The organism is Rahnella perminowiae (assembly GCF_019049755.1).
Lineage (GTDB): Bacteria > Pseudomonadota > Gammaproteobacteria > Enterobacterales > Enterobacteriaceae > Rahnella > Rahnella perminowiae.
This window is the reverse complement of record NZ_JAFMOS010000637.1, coordinates 17,968-30,971: the sequence shown is the minus strand read 5'-3', so window position 1 is coordinate 30,971 and position 13,004 is coordinate 17,968. Positions and strand designations below refer to the sequence as shown.

Genomic DNA, 13,004 nt, shown 5'->3' with positions numbered 1-13,004 from the left:
GTAAGGAATCTGCTTATGTATTACCTGAAAAATACTAACTTTTGGATGTTCGGGCTGTTCTTCTTCTTTTACTTTTTCATCATGGGAGCCTATTTTCCGTTTTTCCCGATCTGGCTGCATGACATCAACCAGATCAGCAAAAGTGACACCGGCATCATCTTCGCCAGTATTTCGTTGTTCTCGCTGTTGTTCCAGCCGGTGTTTGGTTTACTGGCCGATAAACTGGGGTTGAAAAAGCATTTGCTGTGGATCATCACCGGCATGCTGATCCTGTTCGCGCCATTCTTTATTTATGTATTTGGCCCGTTACTGAAAATAAATATTTACCTTGGATCGGTAGTGGGCGGGATTTACCTGGGTCTGATTTACAACGCCGGTGCACCTGCGATTGAAGCCTATATCGAGAAAGTCAGTCGCCGCAGCAGCTTTGAATTTGGCCGTGCACGCATGTTCGGCTGTGTCGGCTGGGCGCTGTGCGCCTCGGTGGTCGGCATCATGTTTACCATTAACAATGAATTCGTATTCTGGCTCGGCTCCGGCTGTGCGGTCATTCTTGCTATCCTGTTGCTGATCGCCAGGCCGGAAGTGACCTCCAGCGCACGTGTGGTCAATGAACTGGGAGCGAACAGCAAACCGTTCAATTTCAAACTGGCCGTCGAACTGCTGAAAGATAAAAAACTGTGGTTCCTGGCGCTGTACGTCATTGGCGTCTCCTGTACGTATGACGTATTTGACCAGCAGTTTGCTAACTTCTTTACCTCCTTCTTCGCGTCATCTTCTGAAGGGACGCGCGTCTTTGGCTATGTCACCACCATGGGCGAACTGCTGAACGCCAGCATCATGTTCTTCGCACCGCTGATTGTGAACCGGATTGGCGGCAAGAATGCTTTATTGCTGGCCGGTGCTATTATGTCCGTGCGTATCATCGGTTCATCTTTCGCGTCGTCACCGCTGGAAGTGGTGGTGCTGAAAACCTTGCATATGTTTGAGGTGCCGTTCCTGATTGTCGGTTGCTTCAAGTACATCACCTCAGTGTTTGAAGTGCGTTTCTCGGCGACGATTTATCTGGTGACCTTCTGTTTCTTCAAACAGGTGGCGATCATCTTTATGTCCGTTTTCGCGGGTAACATGTATGACCGTATCGGTTTCCATGGCACCTATCTGATCCTCGGATTAGTCGCGCTGACCTTCACGGTGATTTCTGCCTTTACGCTGAGCGGTCGCGGCCCTCTTCAGGCATTCAAAACCCCTGAACCGTTAAAAAACAGCCACGCAAATCCTTAATTTATCTGCAGTCTTTGTTACGGAATTGGCACTTCATCGCATTGTTAGTTAACCTTACAGAACACTTGCTGCCTCGTTAAACGGGGCAGCTTTAGTTTTTGCAGCCCGTGAGGGTGTAATTTTGGGGTACCTTAAATGGATGATTTGAACGTGGTGGGCAGCATCAATAATGCTGGCAACTGGTTGGTGAGAAACCAGGCGTTATTGCTTCATTACGCCGTGAATATTGTGGCAGCAGTCTTCATTCTGATTGTGGGGCTGATTATCGCCCGCATCGTTTCCGGTGCCGTCAGCCGGGTGTTAAAAGTTCGTGGTATTGATGTCACGGTTTCCGATTTTCTTTCCGCCATGGTGCGTTACGCGATTATCGCCTTCACGCTGATTGCGGTTCTGGGAAGGATTGGCGTGCAAACCACGTCCGTGATCGCCGTCATCGGTGCCGCCGGTCTGGCCGTCGGTCTGGCATTACAAGGCTCACTGTCTAACTTTGCGGCGGGCGTTCTGCTGGTGATTTTCCGGCCGTTCCGTGCCGGTGAATATGTTGACCTCGGCGGCGTGGCCGGTACTGTCACTCAGGTACAAATTTTTTCCACTACCCTGCGTACACCGGATAACAAAATTATTGTGGTGCCAAACGGCAAAATCATCGCCGGTAACATCATCAACAATTCACGTGAACCGACCAGCCGTATCGAGCTGACTGTTGGCGTAGGTTATGATTCTGACATTGATCTGGTAAAAAAAATCCTGACCGATATCATCACAGCCGATCAGCGCGTTTTGCAGGATAAAGGTGTCGTGGTTCGTCTGAACGAAATGGCGGCCTCTACCCTGAATTTCATCGTGTATGCCTGGACCAACAACGGTGATGCGCAGAACGTGAAATGGGATCTGCTGGAGTCGTTTAAACGTGCACTGGATAAAAACAATATCAATATTGCTTACCCGCAAATGGATGTTCACCTTTATCAGGTGGCGAATGCGGCGGGCAGCCAGCAGGAAGAACGACGCACTTTCGAATAATAAATATCTCCCATCTTCGGATTTTCACAGGCGCCTGCGGGCGCCTTTTTCATGCCTGAAATATCCCGCTGTCGCTGATAAGCCAGGCTAATGACCGATTAGAAATTTCCATTTCCTCTTATGCCCGCTAAGCCCTTACACTGCGCGCAATCTCTGTTACTGATTCTCTGAAGGAGTTCCCATGCTGGCAATTTTCCTGCAAGGACTGGCGATGAGCGCCGCGATGATTTTACCGATTGGCCCGCAAAATGCATTTGTGATGAATCAGGGCATCCGCCGTCAGTATCATCTGATGATCGCCGGCTTGTGTGCGCTGAGTGACATTGCGCTGATTTGCGGCGGTATTTTTGGCGGCAGCGCGTTGCTGAGCCAATCCCCGACGTTACTGTTGCTGGTGAGCTGGGGCGGTGTGGCATTTTTACTGTGGTATGGCTGGGGTGCATTTCGTACGGCATTCAGCAAAAATCCCGAACTGGCTCAGGCTGAAGTGGCGAAGCAAAGTCGCTGGAAAATTGTCGTCAGCATGCTGGCGGTGACCTGGCTGAATCCGCACGTTTATCTTGATACATTCGTGGTGCTTGGCAGTCTGGGCGGCAGCCTGAGCCATGATGAGCGTTCGTGGTTTGCGCTCGGTGCCGTCAGTGCGTCAGTGATATGGTTCTTCGGGCTGGCTATTCTCGCCGCTATGCTCGCGCCATGGCTTAATACCGGCAAAGTGCAGCGGGTGATAAACTTTATCGTCGGCGTCATTATGTGGGGGATTGCAATACAACTGGCCCGTCAGACCGGGGTATTTTGAGTTTTGTCACTAATCTTAGTTTCTGTTGCAACGGATTATGCTACGGTTTCGCAGATTGTTTGACCTATCTATTGCCAGATCTTTGATGATTAATGGAGGCACTGTGAAACTGAAAGCATTGGCTGTAGCAGCGATGTTGGGATTAGGGACATTACCGTTGACGTTACAGGCGGCAGAATTACCTGCCGGGCCTCACGTCGTCACGTCAGGCACCGCAAGCGTGGATGCCACGCCGGATATCGCGACGCTGGCGATTGAAGTCAGCGTGTCAGCGAATGATTCGGCCAGCGCCAAGAAGCAGGCTGATGAACGCGTGGCGGAATACTTTGCTTTCCTGCAAAAAAACGGCATTGAGAAAAAAGATATTAATGCTGCCAACCTGCGTACTCAGCCGGAATACAACTATCTGAAAGACGGCACGTCGCAGCTGAAAGGCTACCGTGCAGTACGTCAGGTTCAGGTAACATTACGTCAGCTGGACAAACTGAACGAACTGCTGGATGGCGCACTGAAATCAGGTCTGAATGAAGTGCGTGCGGTTGAACTGGGTGTTGCCAATCCGGATAAATTCCGCGATGAAGCACGTCAGAAAGCCATCGAAAATGCCACGCAGCAGGCAAAATCACTGGCCGAAGGTTTCCATACCAAACTGGGGCCGGTTTACAGCATCCGTTACCACGTTGCTAACTACCAGCCGATGCCGGTTGCACGTATGTATAAAACGGCTGAAGCCGCAGGCCAGAGCGATGTGGCGCAAACCTACGAGCAGCAAAGCATTCACTTCGACGATCAGGTCGATGTCGTTTTCGAATTGCAGCCTCAGGCTCCCGCACAGTAAATATGAAAAAACCCGCGCCGGCGGGTTTTTTATTTCTGTTTTCGCCAGGCAAATCAGTCCTGACGCAACACCTGATGGCCGTGTGCCAGCAGGGCATCGGTCACTTTGCGCATCATGCGGCTTTCCGGTGCAAAACGGTGCCAGTAAAGCATACGGCGCTGGAAAAGACCCGGCGTCAGGTCGATCAGCTCACCGCTTTCCAGTTCTTTCTCAATCTGTAAATGCGGGATCATGCAGCAGGTGGTGCCCTGACGGGCCAGTTGTACGAACGCTTCCGATGAGTTAACGATATGGCACGGCACGCTGCCAGGCGATAAATCGAAGTTCTGTTGCAGGAAGGCCTGATGCATATCATCAAGATGGTCAAATGCCACCGCCGGTGCTTTCAGTAAGGCGGAGCGGGTGACGCCGTTCGGAAAATAGCGATCAGCAAAAGGTTTGGAACCCACAAACAAATAATCCAGTGCACCGAGCTGATCCACCAGACAACTCGGCAGTGGCTGTGGCTGTATACTCACCGCACCGACGACTTCGCCGCGACGCAAGCGCTCCTGCGTTCGGGTTTCGTCTTCCACCTGTAAATTAAGACGGATAGGGGAATCGACCAGTACCGATTTCAGCGCAGGCAGTAACCAGGTTGCCAGACTGTCGGCGTTGACTGCCAGTGAAAGCAACAGCGGTGTATCGTTGCTTTCGTGATTGCTGTCGCTGCCCAGCCACTCTTCTTCCAGTAATTCCACCTGATGTAACAAGGCCAGCAATTTCTGCCCCTGTTCAGTCGGACGGGGGGGAACGGTACGGACCAGCAGCGGCTGGCCGAACAAATTTTCCAGTTGCTTAATGCGCTGAGAGACTGCCGATTGTGTGATGCAAAGCTTCTGTGCTGCGCGTTCAAAACCGCGCTCACGGATCACCGCGTCCAGTGCCTGCAGCGTTCTATAGTCCGGGCGTTTCATCGGAGTTCTGTCCCTTGGATTCAATGTTATCGGGACACTATGCCACAGATTGTCAGGTTTTGTGGTGAGGAAAATCGGGGTGTTTGCAACACAATTGCACTTAATAAGTGTGATCTGGTCACGCTCTTGACTGCCCAATCTGCCGGGACATGCTTTATAATCACCCGCACTCTTCGTTTCACCGAACCATTCACGCCACTTTCGTGTTATCAGACAGAGAAGCCATTATGACGCAGGAAGAATTGAAAAAAGCAGTCGGTTGGGCCGCGCTGGATTACGTGACGCCGGGCACCATTGTCGGTGTCGGCACCGGATCCACTGCCGCGCATTTCATCGATGCACTGGGTTCCATCAAAGGCCAGATAGAAGGCGCCGTTTCCAGCTCCGACGCCTCAACTGCAAAACTGAAAAGCTTAGGCATCCATGTTTTCGACAGCAACGAAGTGGATTCGCTGGATGTGTATGTTGACGGTGCAGATGAAATCAATGGCGCAATGCAAATGATCAAAGGCGGCGGCGCGGCGCTGACCCGTGAAAAAATCATTGCCGCGATTGCCAAAAAATTCATCTGCATTGTGGATGCCTCTAAGCAGGTGGATGTGTTGGGTAAATTCCCGTTGCCTGTTGAAGTGATCCCGATGGCTCGTTCTTACGTGGCGCGTGAACTGGTGAAACTCGGCGGCCTGCCGGAATACCGTCAGAATGTACTGACAGACAACGGCAACGTGATCCTGGATGTGCACAACCTGAATATTCTTGATGCTGTCGCGATGGAAAATAAGATCAACAGTATTGCCGGTGTGGTGACTGTCGGTCTGTTCGCCAACCGGGGGGCTGATGTGGCGCTGGTCGGGACTTCCGAAGGTGTCAAAACCATCAAACTGAAGTAATCAGCCTATAAGCAGAAGATCTGGCTGCTTTTGTCCCGGGCAGCCAGTCTCCGCCTCGTCATCCCGCTGTCATAACGCAATGTTATGAAGATGATAATTTTCCGACTGAATCATCTTTTATTTAAAAGCTTTAATTTGGTGACTTATGTCACATTCCTGTGTTTCTCCTCCTGAACGTCTGGCTCAGCAAAATCTAACCAGCATGAAATGCTAAAAACCAACAGGTGCGCTGAGCCTTCTGCTGGGGGGCAGGCAATCGTTTGTATTGATGATGGCGGATTTTTTGTTATGTTGACTGTGAGCAGTCACCATGCAGTTTGAATTCAGTCAGAAAATTATAGGGTCGGGAAATGGCAAAAGTATCACTTGAGAAAGACAAGATTAAGTTTTTGTTAGTGGAAGGCGTCCACCAAAGTGCGGTTGATACACTCCGTGCCGCGGGTTACACCAATATTGAATTTCACAAAGGTGCTTTAGACACGCAATCGCTGAAAGAATCGATCCGTGACGCGCACTTTGTTGGACTCCGATCGCGTACTCAGCTGACTGAAGAAGTGTTCCAGGCAGCAGAAAAACTGGTGGCTGTTGGATGTTTCTGCATCGGCACCAATCAGGTGGATCTTAAAGCTGCGACCCGTCGTGGTATTCCGGTCTTTAACGCACCGTTCTCCAATACCCGTTCGGTTGCGGAAATGGTGCTGGGCGAAATGTTGCTGATGATGCGCGGTATTCCTGAAGCGAATGCGAAAGCGCACCGTGGTGTGTGGAACAAACTGGCAGTCGGTTCATTCGAAGCGCGTGGCAAGCGTCTGGGGATCATTGGTTACGGCCACATTGGTACGCAGCTGGGGATCCTGGCGGAAAGCCTGGGGATGCGCGTCTTCTATTACGACATCGAAAGCAAACTGCCATTGGGTAATGCGCAGCCGATTGCGACGCTGGAAGAATTGCTTAACACCAGCGACGTGGTCACCTTGCATGTGCCGGAAACTGCCGGTACGAAAGACATGATTTCGGAGGCGCAGCTGGCCCGGATGAAACCGGGCGCGCTGCTAATCAATGCCTCACGCGGCACCGTTATCGACATTCCGGCGCTGTGTGATGCACTGCGCAGCAAACATCTTTCCGGCGCGGCGATTGACGTCTTCCCGGAAGAACCGGCGACCAACAGTGATCCGTTCAATTCTCCGTTGTGTGAATTCGACAACGTCCTGCTGACGCCGCACATCGGTGGCTCGACAATGGAAGCGCAGGAAGGTATCGGCCTTGAGGTGGCAGGTAAACTGGCGAAATACTCTGACAACGGTTCAACCCTGTCAGCAGTTAACTTCCCGGAAGCCTCTCTGCCTGCGCATACCGAGAAAGCCAGCCGTCTGTTGCATATCCATGAAAACCGTCCGGGGGTGCTGACCAGCATCAACCAGATTTTCGCGGAGCAAGGGATTAATATCGCCGCACAGTATCTGCAAACTAGCCCTGAAATCGGTTATGTCGTTATCGATGCTGAAACAGATACCACGACGCTGAATACCGCACTGCAACTGATGAAGGCAATTCCGGGAACCATTCGTGCCCGTTTGCTTTACTGAGCATATCAGCCATAAATGACAAAGCCGCCGGAAGGCGGTTTTTTTGTTTCTGGCATCAGGGTAATAAACAATATCCGCAGGTGAACGCGGGAATCAAAACGTCAGAAGTAAAAAGACAGGGTGATCAGACCACAGAGGATCACTGATGAAAAAGTGATTTCGAACAGGTAGCGGCGCAGGATCATCTGTCAGTACCTCGGGCGGATAAACGGAGAAAAAAACACCCGGCGAACCGGGTGTTAAATTAACAGTCTTGATAAGCGCGAGCAGCGATGCTCACGAAGACTTCTTCGTTACTTCTTATGCTGCTGGGGTAGCTTTTGCAGCCGGAGCAGCTTTCTTAGCATGTTTTACGTGTTTTTTAGCAGCCTGGGCTTTCTGTGCAACCGGAGCCGCTTTCTTAGCATGTTTTACGTGTTTTTTAGCAGCCTGGGCTTTCTGGGCAACCGGAGCGGCTTTCTTAGCGTGTTTCACGTGTTTTTTAGCAGCCTGGGCTTTCTGTGCAACCGGAGCCGCTTTCTTAGCGTGTTTCACGTGTTTTTTAGCAGCCTGAGCTTTCTGAGCGACCGGTGCTTTCTTCGCTGCTTTTTTGTGTTTCTTGGCAGCCTGCGCTTTCTGAACAGGTTTCTTGTGTGCTTTATGCTTAGTCGCATGAGCCGGAGCCGCTGTAGTTGCTGTGGCAGCAGGTGCCGGTGTTGCTGTAGTTTCAGCAGCGAAAGCGACAGAAGACAGGCCCATTGCAGCGGCTACAACCAGAGCTAATACTTTTTTCATGTTTAATTCCTCAGGAGTCTTGGTTTATGTGTCTACCCCACTGCGGGGCCGATGTGAGAATAATAGGCGTGACGAACCCTGTTGTCCGTGAGTGATTGGTTTCGGCGTGTAACGGTATGTATAAGCGGTAAATATGATTTATTTCAAAGGGTTGGTTATTTCTGACAAAAGAGGAGATGCCGGAGGCTGCAATTAGTTACAACATACTAATAAGTGATATGCTCTGTTTCCGGCTGACACCTTACCTGCAGTGAATTTATATTGCCTGGCATCACCAGACCCACACTTTTCCGGGCGTGATGACTTCAGGTAATGGTACATCCCAGTGTTCAGCCGGTAAGGCATCGACATGCTGACAATCGTGCGCCAAACCTATCGGATACGGACCGCCCGCTTCCCGGCGCTCAAGTGTGCGGTCATAAAAGCCTCCCCCCATACCTAAGCGTTGCCCGGCACTGTCGAAGGCGACCAGCGGCGTCAGGATGATATCCAGTTGCGGCAGCGGAATAACCTGAGTGACATCCAGTTGTGGCTCCAGAATTTTGAGACGATTACGCACCAGCGGCGTGTCGGGCGTATAACGCAAAAAAAGCAGGTTTCCGGGCGAGAAAGGGTGCAGCACCGGCAGGCAGAGTTGTTTGCCTTCGTTCCACAAGCGGCCGATCAACGGTGCGGTATCCAGCTCACCATCAAATGACAGAAACAAAGAAACTGTAGAGGCGGACATAATCTTCGGGTGGGTTGCGACGCGTTCTGCAGCCTTAAGGGCAAAATCAGTTTGCTGTTCAGCAGTCAGAGCCTGTCTGCGTTGGCGTATTTCACTGCGGAGAATTTGTCGGGCTGATGCGAACAGAGGAGTATAAGACATAGATACAAACACCAGAAAGGGATGTACCGCAAAGAAAGGGGGATCTCCGAGATGCCGTCGCAGGCTGTAACCCTTGAACCCATGGTTCAAGGTGAACGTGCTGTCGCAATCTTTAGGCTTCTCGGACGGGCCGAGCATGCGCACCGATTACGGATCATCACATTCTGTTGGTACTAATTATCGGCTCAGGGGACGGGCCCGCTGGCGAACATCTCAGAGAAATTTTTTACCGTTTCTGACAACCTGTGACCAGTCAGTCAGCAACGTGTGTTATTCGAAAGGCGCCCCTTCACGTTCAGAGATCCGGCCTTGTTCGAGCAATGCCTGCTCGATGGTTTGTTGCAACATCCGGATACGTTGTTCCATATTGGATGCGTAATCGCGAGTTTTCAACCTTTCCTGAGCAAGTTCGTGACATACGTTCAATGCCGCGATGAATACCAGTTGCTCGGTATTGGTGACTCTAGTGCGAACTTTCAGATCTTGCAACCGCTGATTAAGATCTTCAGCTGCCAGATTCAGTGCTTCCTGTTGTTCTGGCGGACAATTCACCCGTAAAGAGCGACCAAAAATTTGAATATCTACCGGTTGTGCAGACATGCCACCTTCCTGCTGATTTATTCGTCCGCCCCAACGTGACCACTACGACCTGGCGCAGGATGTTGGAAGCGGGCGCCACTATAACTATCTCAATACCAGGTTACAACCCCATGACCGACTGATTGCTGCCCGATTGCTCAGGGCGTGCCATTCATGCCTAAGACCACCCAATCACGGGCTGCTAATCTGGTACTACGACAGACCTTGGTGGTAGCATAACACGAACTTAACCTGCCAACGATGGCGAATGCGCATGTCTATTGAGAATACTTACCCTACTTACGATTCGTTGGATCAAAACCTGAAACAACAATCGGTTGCTTTGACCGCAGCAGAAATGCACGGTTTGATCAGTGGTTTGCTGTGCGGTGGCAATCGCGATGGCAGCTGGCTGACGATGGTGCATGACCTGACTAACGAAGGCATAGCCTTCCCGCACACGCTGGCCGATTTGCTGCAACAACTGCGCAAAGTGACGTCAGACACCCTCGAGGATGACAGCTTCGAATTCAAAATGTTGATGCCAGACGATGAAAAACACGTCTTTGAGCGTGCCGATGCGCTGGCCGGATGGGTGAACCATTTCCTGCTCGGGCTGGGCATGATGCAGCCAAAACTGGCCAAAGTGAAAGGCGAAGTGGGTGAGGCGATCGACGATTTACGCAGCATCGCACAACTGGGTTACGACGAAGATGAAGATCAGGAACAGCTGGCACAATCTTTAGAGGAAGTGGTGGAGTATGTCCGTGTCGCCGCCATCCTGTGCTTTGGTGAATTTGGTCACAGTCGCCCGACGGCTGCGGAAAATCACCGTACGTTGCATTAATCGTACGTTGCATTAAATAAAGCGATTGCACTCATTAAAACGATTTCAGGAGAAGGTGTGATGACTCAGCAAGAGTACGAGAATCGTCGTCAGGCGCTGTTAGCGAAGATGGCACCGGGCAGCGCTGCGGTAATTTTTTCTGCGCCGGAAGCCCCACGCAGTGCCGACAGTGAATATCCGTATCGTCAGAGCAGTGATTTCTGGTACTTCACCGGTTTCAATGAGCCGGAAGCGGTATTGATCCTGGTGAAAAGTGATGAAAATCATAATCACAGCGTCCTGTTTAACCGTGTCCGTGATCTCACCGCTGAAATCTGGTTTGGTCGTCGTTTAGGTCAGGAAGCTGCGCCCGCCAAACTTGGCGTGACCAAAGCACTGCCTTTTGATGATATCAACGACCAGCTTCATCTGCTGTTTAATGGCCTCGATGTGGTGTATCACGCGCAAGGCGATTACGCGTATGCGGATGAAATCGTTAACCGTGCCATGGAAAAATTGCGCAAAGGCTTCCGCCAGAATCTCTCCGCGCCTGCCACTGTGACAGACTGGCGTCCCTGGGTGCATGATATGCGCCTGTTCAAATCGGCTGAAGAAATTGCCATCATGCGCCGCGCCGGACATATCACTGCGCTGGCGCATACCCGTGCGATGGAAAAATGCCGCCCGGGCATGTTCGAATATCAGCTTGAAGGTGAAATTCACCACGAATTTAACCGTCATGGCGCGCGTTACCCTTCCTACAACACCATTGTGGGCGGAGGCGAAAACGGCTGCATCCTGCATTACACCGAAAACGAATGTGAATTGCGTGACGGCGATTTAGTGTTGATCGACGCCGGTTGTGAATATCAGGGCTATGCCGGTGATATCACCCGTACTTTCCCGGTGAACGGTAAATTCAGTAAAGCGCAGCGTGAAATCTATGACATCGTGCTGGCCTCAGAATATAAAGCGCTGGCAGTCTTCGGCCCGGGCAGCAGCATTCAGGCTGCGACCGAAGCGGCAGTACGCGTGATGATTGAAGGTCTGGTAAAACTCGGTGTCATGAAAGGCGATGTTGAAACCCTTTACGCTGAACAGGCTCACCGCCAGTTCTTCATGCACGGTTTATCTCACTGGCTGGGACTGGACGTTCATGACGTCGGCCATTACGGTTCAGTTGATCGCAGCCGGACGCTGGAACCGGGCATGGTGCTGACCGTTGAACCGGGCCTGTATATTGCGCCGGACGCTGACGTACCGGAAGCGTACCGCGGTATCGGTATCCGCATCGAGGACGACATTCTGATCACCGCTACCGGTATTGAAATTCTGACCGGCGATGTGGTGAAAGAAGCCGATGATATTGAAGCGTTAATGGCGGCGGCACAGAAATAATATGAGTATTGTAATTGTTGGCGGCGGAATGACCGGTGCCACGCTGGCGCTGGCGATTTCTGCACTGACGCAGGGACGTTTGCCGGTGCATCTGGTGGAAGCCACTGCGCCGGAGCATCACGGGCATCCGGGTTTTGATGCCCGTTCGATCGCACTGGCGCAGGGAACCTGCCAGCAATTATCCCGGGTGGGGATCTGGCCTGCGCTGGCGGCGATCGCCACACCAATCCGCGATATCCACGTCAGCGATCGTGGTCACGCGGCTTTTGTCAATCTTAATGCCGCGCATTATGGCGTTGAAGCGCTGGGACAGGTGGTTGAGCTGCACGAAGTGGGCAAGCGTCTTTTTGCCATGCTGAAAAATGCTCCCGGTGTGACGTTGCATTGTCCGGCGAAAGTGACGGATGTCACGCGTTTGCAAGATTCCGCCAGCGTGACGCTCGACGATGGTCAAGTTCTGACTGCACAGCTTTTGGTGGCCGCTGACGGTTCCCATTCTTCGCTGGCAAAAGCCTGCAATATTGGCTGGCAACGTGAAGATTACGGACAGATTGCCGTCATCACCAACGTTGCGACCGGCGAGCCGCACAACGGCCGCGCGTTTGAGCGTTTCACTCAGCACGGACCGCTGGCCCTGCTTCCGATGTCCGACGGCCGCAGTTCCCTGGTCTGGTGTCATCCGCGAGAAGCGAAAGAAGAAATCGATAACTGGAGCGAAGCGCAGTTTCTCAGTGCGTTGCAAAAAGCGTTCGGCTGGCGTCTGGGCACCTTAAACCAGGCCGGTAAACGTTTCAGTTATCCGCTGCAATTACAAAAAGCTAACAGCCATATCAGTCACCGTCTGGCGCTGGTGGGCAACGCGGCGCAAACGCTGCATCCGATTGCGGGACAGGGTTTTAACCTCGGTCTGCGTGATGTCATCACGCTGGCGGAAACGCTGGCCCATGCTGCCGTACAAGGCACCGACGTCGGCAGTTACCCTGTGCTGAGTGAATATCAGCGGCGCCGTCAGCCTGATCAGCAGGCGACCATCGGCGTCACGGATGGCCTGATCCATCTCTTTGCCAACCGCTGGCTGCCATTAATGGTCGGACGTAATCTTGGTTTACTGGCGATGGAAGGCATTACGCCGCTACGTGATGCGTTTACCCGCCGGACGCTGGGCTGGGTTGACCGTTAA

The 13,004-nt window shown here is 52.0% G+C and carries 13 protein-coding genes and 1 other RNA gene; 9 read left to right on the top strand and 5 right to left on the bottom strand.

What is annotated here, in order from left to right:
- The first annotated feature begins 15 nt into the window (after positions 1–15).
- From J1785_RS24325 to J1785_RS24310, 4 genes are all read left to right on the top strand, one after another.
- Entirely contained in the window at positions 16–1,284 is a 1,269-nt protein-coding gene (locus J1785_RS24325; RefSeq protein ID WP_129953018.1) for an MFS transporter, read from the top strand.
- Between the two features lie 135 nt (positions 1,285–1,419).
- Entirely contained in the window at positions 1,420–2,307 is an 888-nt protein-coding gene (gene mscS / locus J1785_RS24320) for a small-conductance mechanosensitive channel MscS (RefSeq protein WP_217220941.1), read from the top strand.
- Between the two features lie 181 nt (positions 2,308–2,488).
- Positions 2,489–3,106, top strand: coding sequence for an arginine exporter ArgO (gene argO / locus J1785_RS24315; protein WP_129953016.1), 618 nt, complete (start codon positions 2,489–2,491; stop codon positions 3,104–3,106).
- A 103-nt stretch (positions 3,107–3,209) separates the two neighbouring features.
- On the top strand, positions 3,210–3,944 hold the full coding sequence (locus J1785_RS24310) for an oxidative stress defense protein (RefSeq protein ID WP_129953015.1): 735 nt from the start codon (positions 3,210–3,212) through the stop codon (positions 3,942–3,944).
- Positions 3,945–3,997: 53 nt separating this feature from the next.
- Here J1785_RS24310 and J1785_RS24305 read toward each other — a convergent pair whose 3' ends face one another.
- The gene (locus J1785_RS24305; RefSeq protein WP_129953014.1) at positions 3,998–4,900 is read right to left on the bottom strand and encodes a LysR family transcriptional regulator ArgP; all 903 of its coding nucleotides are present in this window, start codon (positions 4,898–4,900) and stop codon (positions 3,998–4,000) included.
- A 227-nt stretch (positions 4,901–5,127) separates the two neighbouring features.
- Here J1785_RS24305 and rpiA point away from each other — a divergent pair, with 227 nt between their 5' ends.
- Both rpiA and serA read left to right on the top strand, forming a co-directional pair.
- Complete coding sequence (gene rpiA / locus J1785_RS24300; RefSeq protein ID WP_129953013.1) at positions 5,128–5,790, top strand: ribose-5-phosphate isomerase RpiA; 663 nt, start codon at positions 5,128–5,130, stop codon at positions 5,788–5,790.
- Positions 5,791–6,140: 350 nt separating this feature from the next.
- Entirely contained in the window at positions 6,141–7,379 is a 1,239-nt protein-coding gene (serA, locus tag J1785_RS24295; protein WP_217139410.1) for a phosphoglycerate dehydrogenase, read from the top strand.
- 300 nt (positions 7,380–7,679) lie between these two features.
- Here the strand turns inward: serA and asr are convergent, their stop codons facing one another.
- The 4 genes from asr to zapA all read right to left on the bottom strand — a co-directional run bounded on the left by asr (position 7,680) and on the right by zapA (position 9,621).
- On the bottom strand, positions 7,680–8,153 hold the full coding sequence (gene asr, locus J1785_RS24290) for an acid resistance repetitive basic protein Asr (protein ID WP_113878248.1): 474 nt from the start codon (positions 8,151–8,153) through the stop codon (positions 7,680–7,682).
- A 271-nt stretch (positions 8,154–8,424) separates the two neighbouring features.
- Positions 8,425–9,021, bottom strand: a complete 597-nt coding sequence (locus J1785_RS24285) for a 5-formyltetrahydrofolate cyclo-ligase (protein ID WP_129953011.1) — start codon at positions 9,019–9,021, stop codon at positions 8,425–8,427.
- A 39-nt stretch (positions 9,022–9,060) separates the two neighbouring features.
- Positions 9,061–9,244, bottom strand: a non-coding RNA gene (ssrS, locus tag J1785_RS24280) — 6S RNA.
- Between the two features lie 47 nt (positions 9,245–9,291).
- Complete coding sequence (zapA, locus tag J1785_RS24275; RefSeq protein WP_013576788.1) at positions 9,292–9,621, bottom strand: cell division protein ZapA; 330 nt, start codon at positions 9,619–9,621, stop codon at positions 9,292–9,294.
- A 253-nt stretch (positions 9,622–9,874) separates the two neighbouring features.
- On the opposite strand from zapA, the gene J1785_RS24270 reads away from it, so the two are divergent.
- From J1785_RS24270 to ubiH, 3 genes are read left to right on the top strand one after another with little or no spacing between them, the layout of a single operon-like run.
- Positions 9,875–10,447, top strand: coding sequence for a YecA/YgfB family protein (locus tag J1785_RS24270; RefSeq protein ID WP_129953010.1), 573 nt, complete (start codon positions 9,875–9,877; stop codon positions 10,445–10,447).
- A 60-nt stretch (positions 10,448–10,507) separates the two neighbouring features.
- Positions 10,508–11,824, top strand: a complete 1,317-nt coding sequence (gene pepP, locus J1785_RS24265; protein WP_129991417.1) for a Xaa-Pro aminopeptidase — start codon at positions 10,508–10,510, stop codon at positions 11,822–11,824.
- 1 nt (position 11,825) lies between these two features.
- Positions 11,826–13,004 carry a 2-octaprenyl-6-methoxyphenyl hydroxylase gene (gene ubiH, locus J1785_RS24260; RefSeq protein ID WP_129953008.1) on the top strand — a complete coding sequence of 393 codons (1,179 nt, stop codon included), beginning with the start codon at positions 11,826–11,828 and terminating at the stop codon, positions 13,002–13,004.

Bases quoted from the DNA above. Each gene is read 5' to 3' on its own strand.
- J1785_RS24325 (WP_129953018.1), top strand. From the start codon at position 16: ATGTATTACCTGAAAAATACTAACTTTTGGATGTTCGGGCTGTTCTTC.
- mscS (WP_217220941.1), top strand. From the start codon at position 1,420: ATGGATGATTTGAACGTGGTGGGCAGCATCAATAATGCTGGCAACTGG.
- argO (WP_129953016.1), top strand. From the start codon at position 2,489: ATGCTGGCAATTTTCCTGCAAGGACTGGCGATGAGCGCCGCGATGATT.
- J1785_RS24305 (WP_129953014.1), bottom strand. From the start codon at position 4,900: ATGAAACGCCCGGACTATAGAACGCTGCAGGCACTGGACGCGGTGATC.
- rpiA (WP_129953013.1), top strand. From the start codon at position 5,128: ATGACGCAGGAAGAATTGAAAAAAGCAGTCGGTTGGGCCGCGCTGGAT.
- serA (WP_217139410.1), top strand. From the start codon at position 6,141: ATGGCAAAAGTATCACTTGAGAAAGACAAGATTAAGTTTTTGTTAGTG.
- asr (WP_113878248.1), bottom strand. From the start codon at position 8,153: ATGAAAAAAGTATTAGCTCTGGTTGTAGCCGCTGCAATGGGCCTGTCT.
- J1785_RS24285 (WP_129953011.1), bottom strand. From the start codon at position 9,021: ATGTCTTATACTCCTCTGTTCGCATCAGCCCGACAAATTCTCCGCAGT.
- zapA (WP_013576788.1), bottom strand. From the start codon at position 9,621: ATGTCTGCACAACCGGTAGATATTCAAATTTTTGGTCGCTCTTTACGG.
- J1785_RS24270 (WP_129953010.1), top strand. From the start codon at position 9,875: ATGTCTATTGAGAATACTTACCCTACTTACGATTCGTTGGATCAAAAC.
- pepP (WP_129991417.1), top strand. From the start codon at position 10,508: ATGACTCAGCAAGAGTACGAGAATCGTCGTCAGGCGCTGTTAGCGAAG.
- ubiH (WP_129953008.1), top strand. From the start codon at position 11,826: ATGAGTATTGTAATTGTTGGCGGCGGAATGACCGGTGCCACGCTGGCG.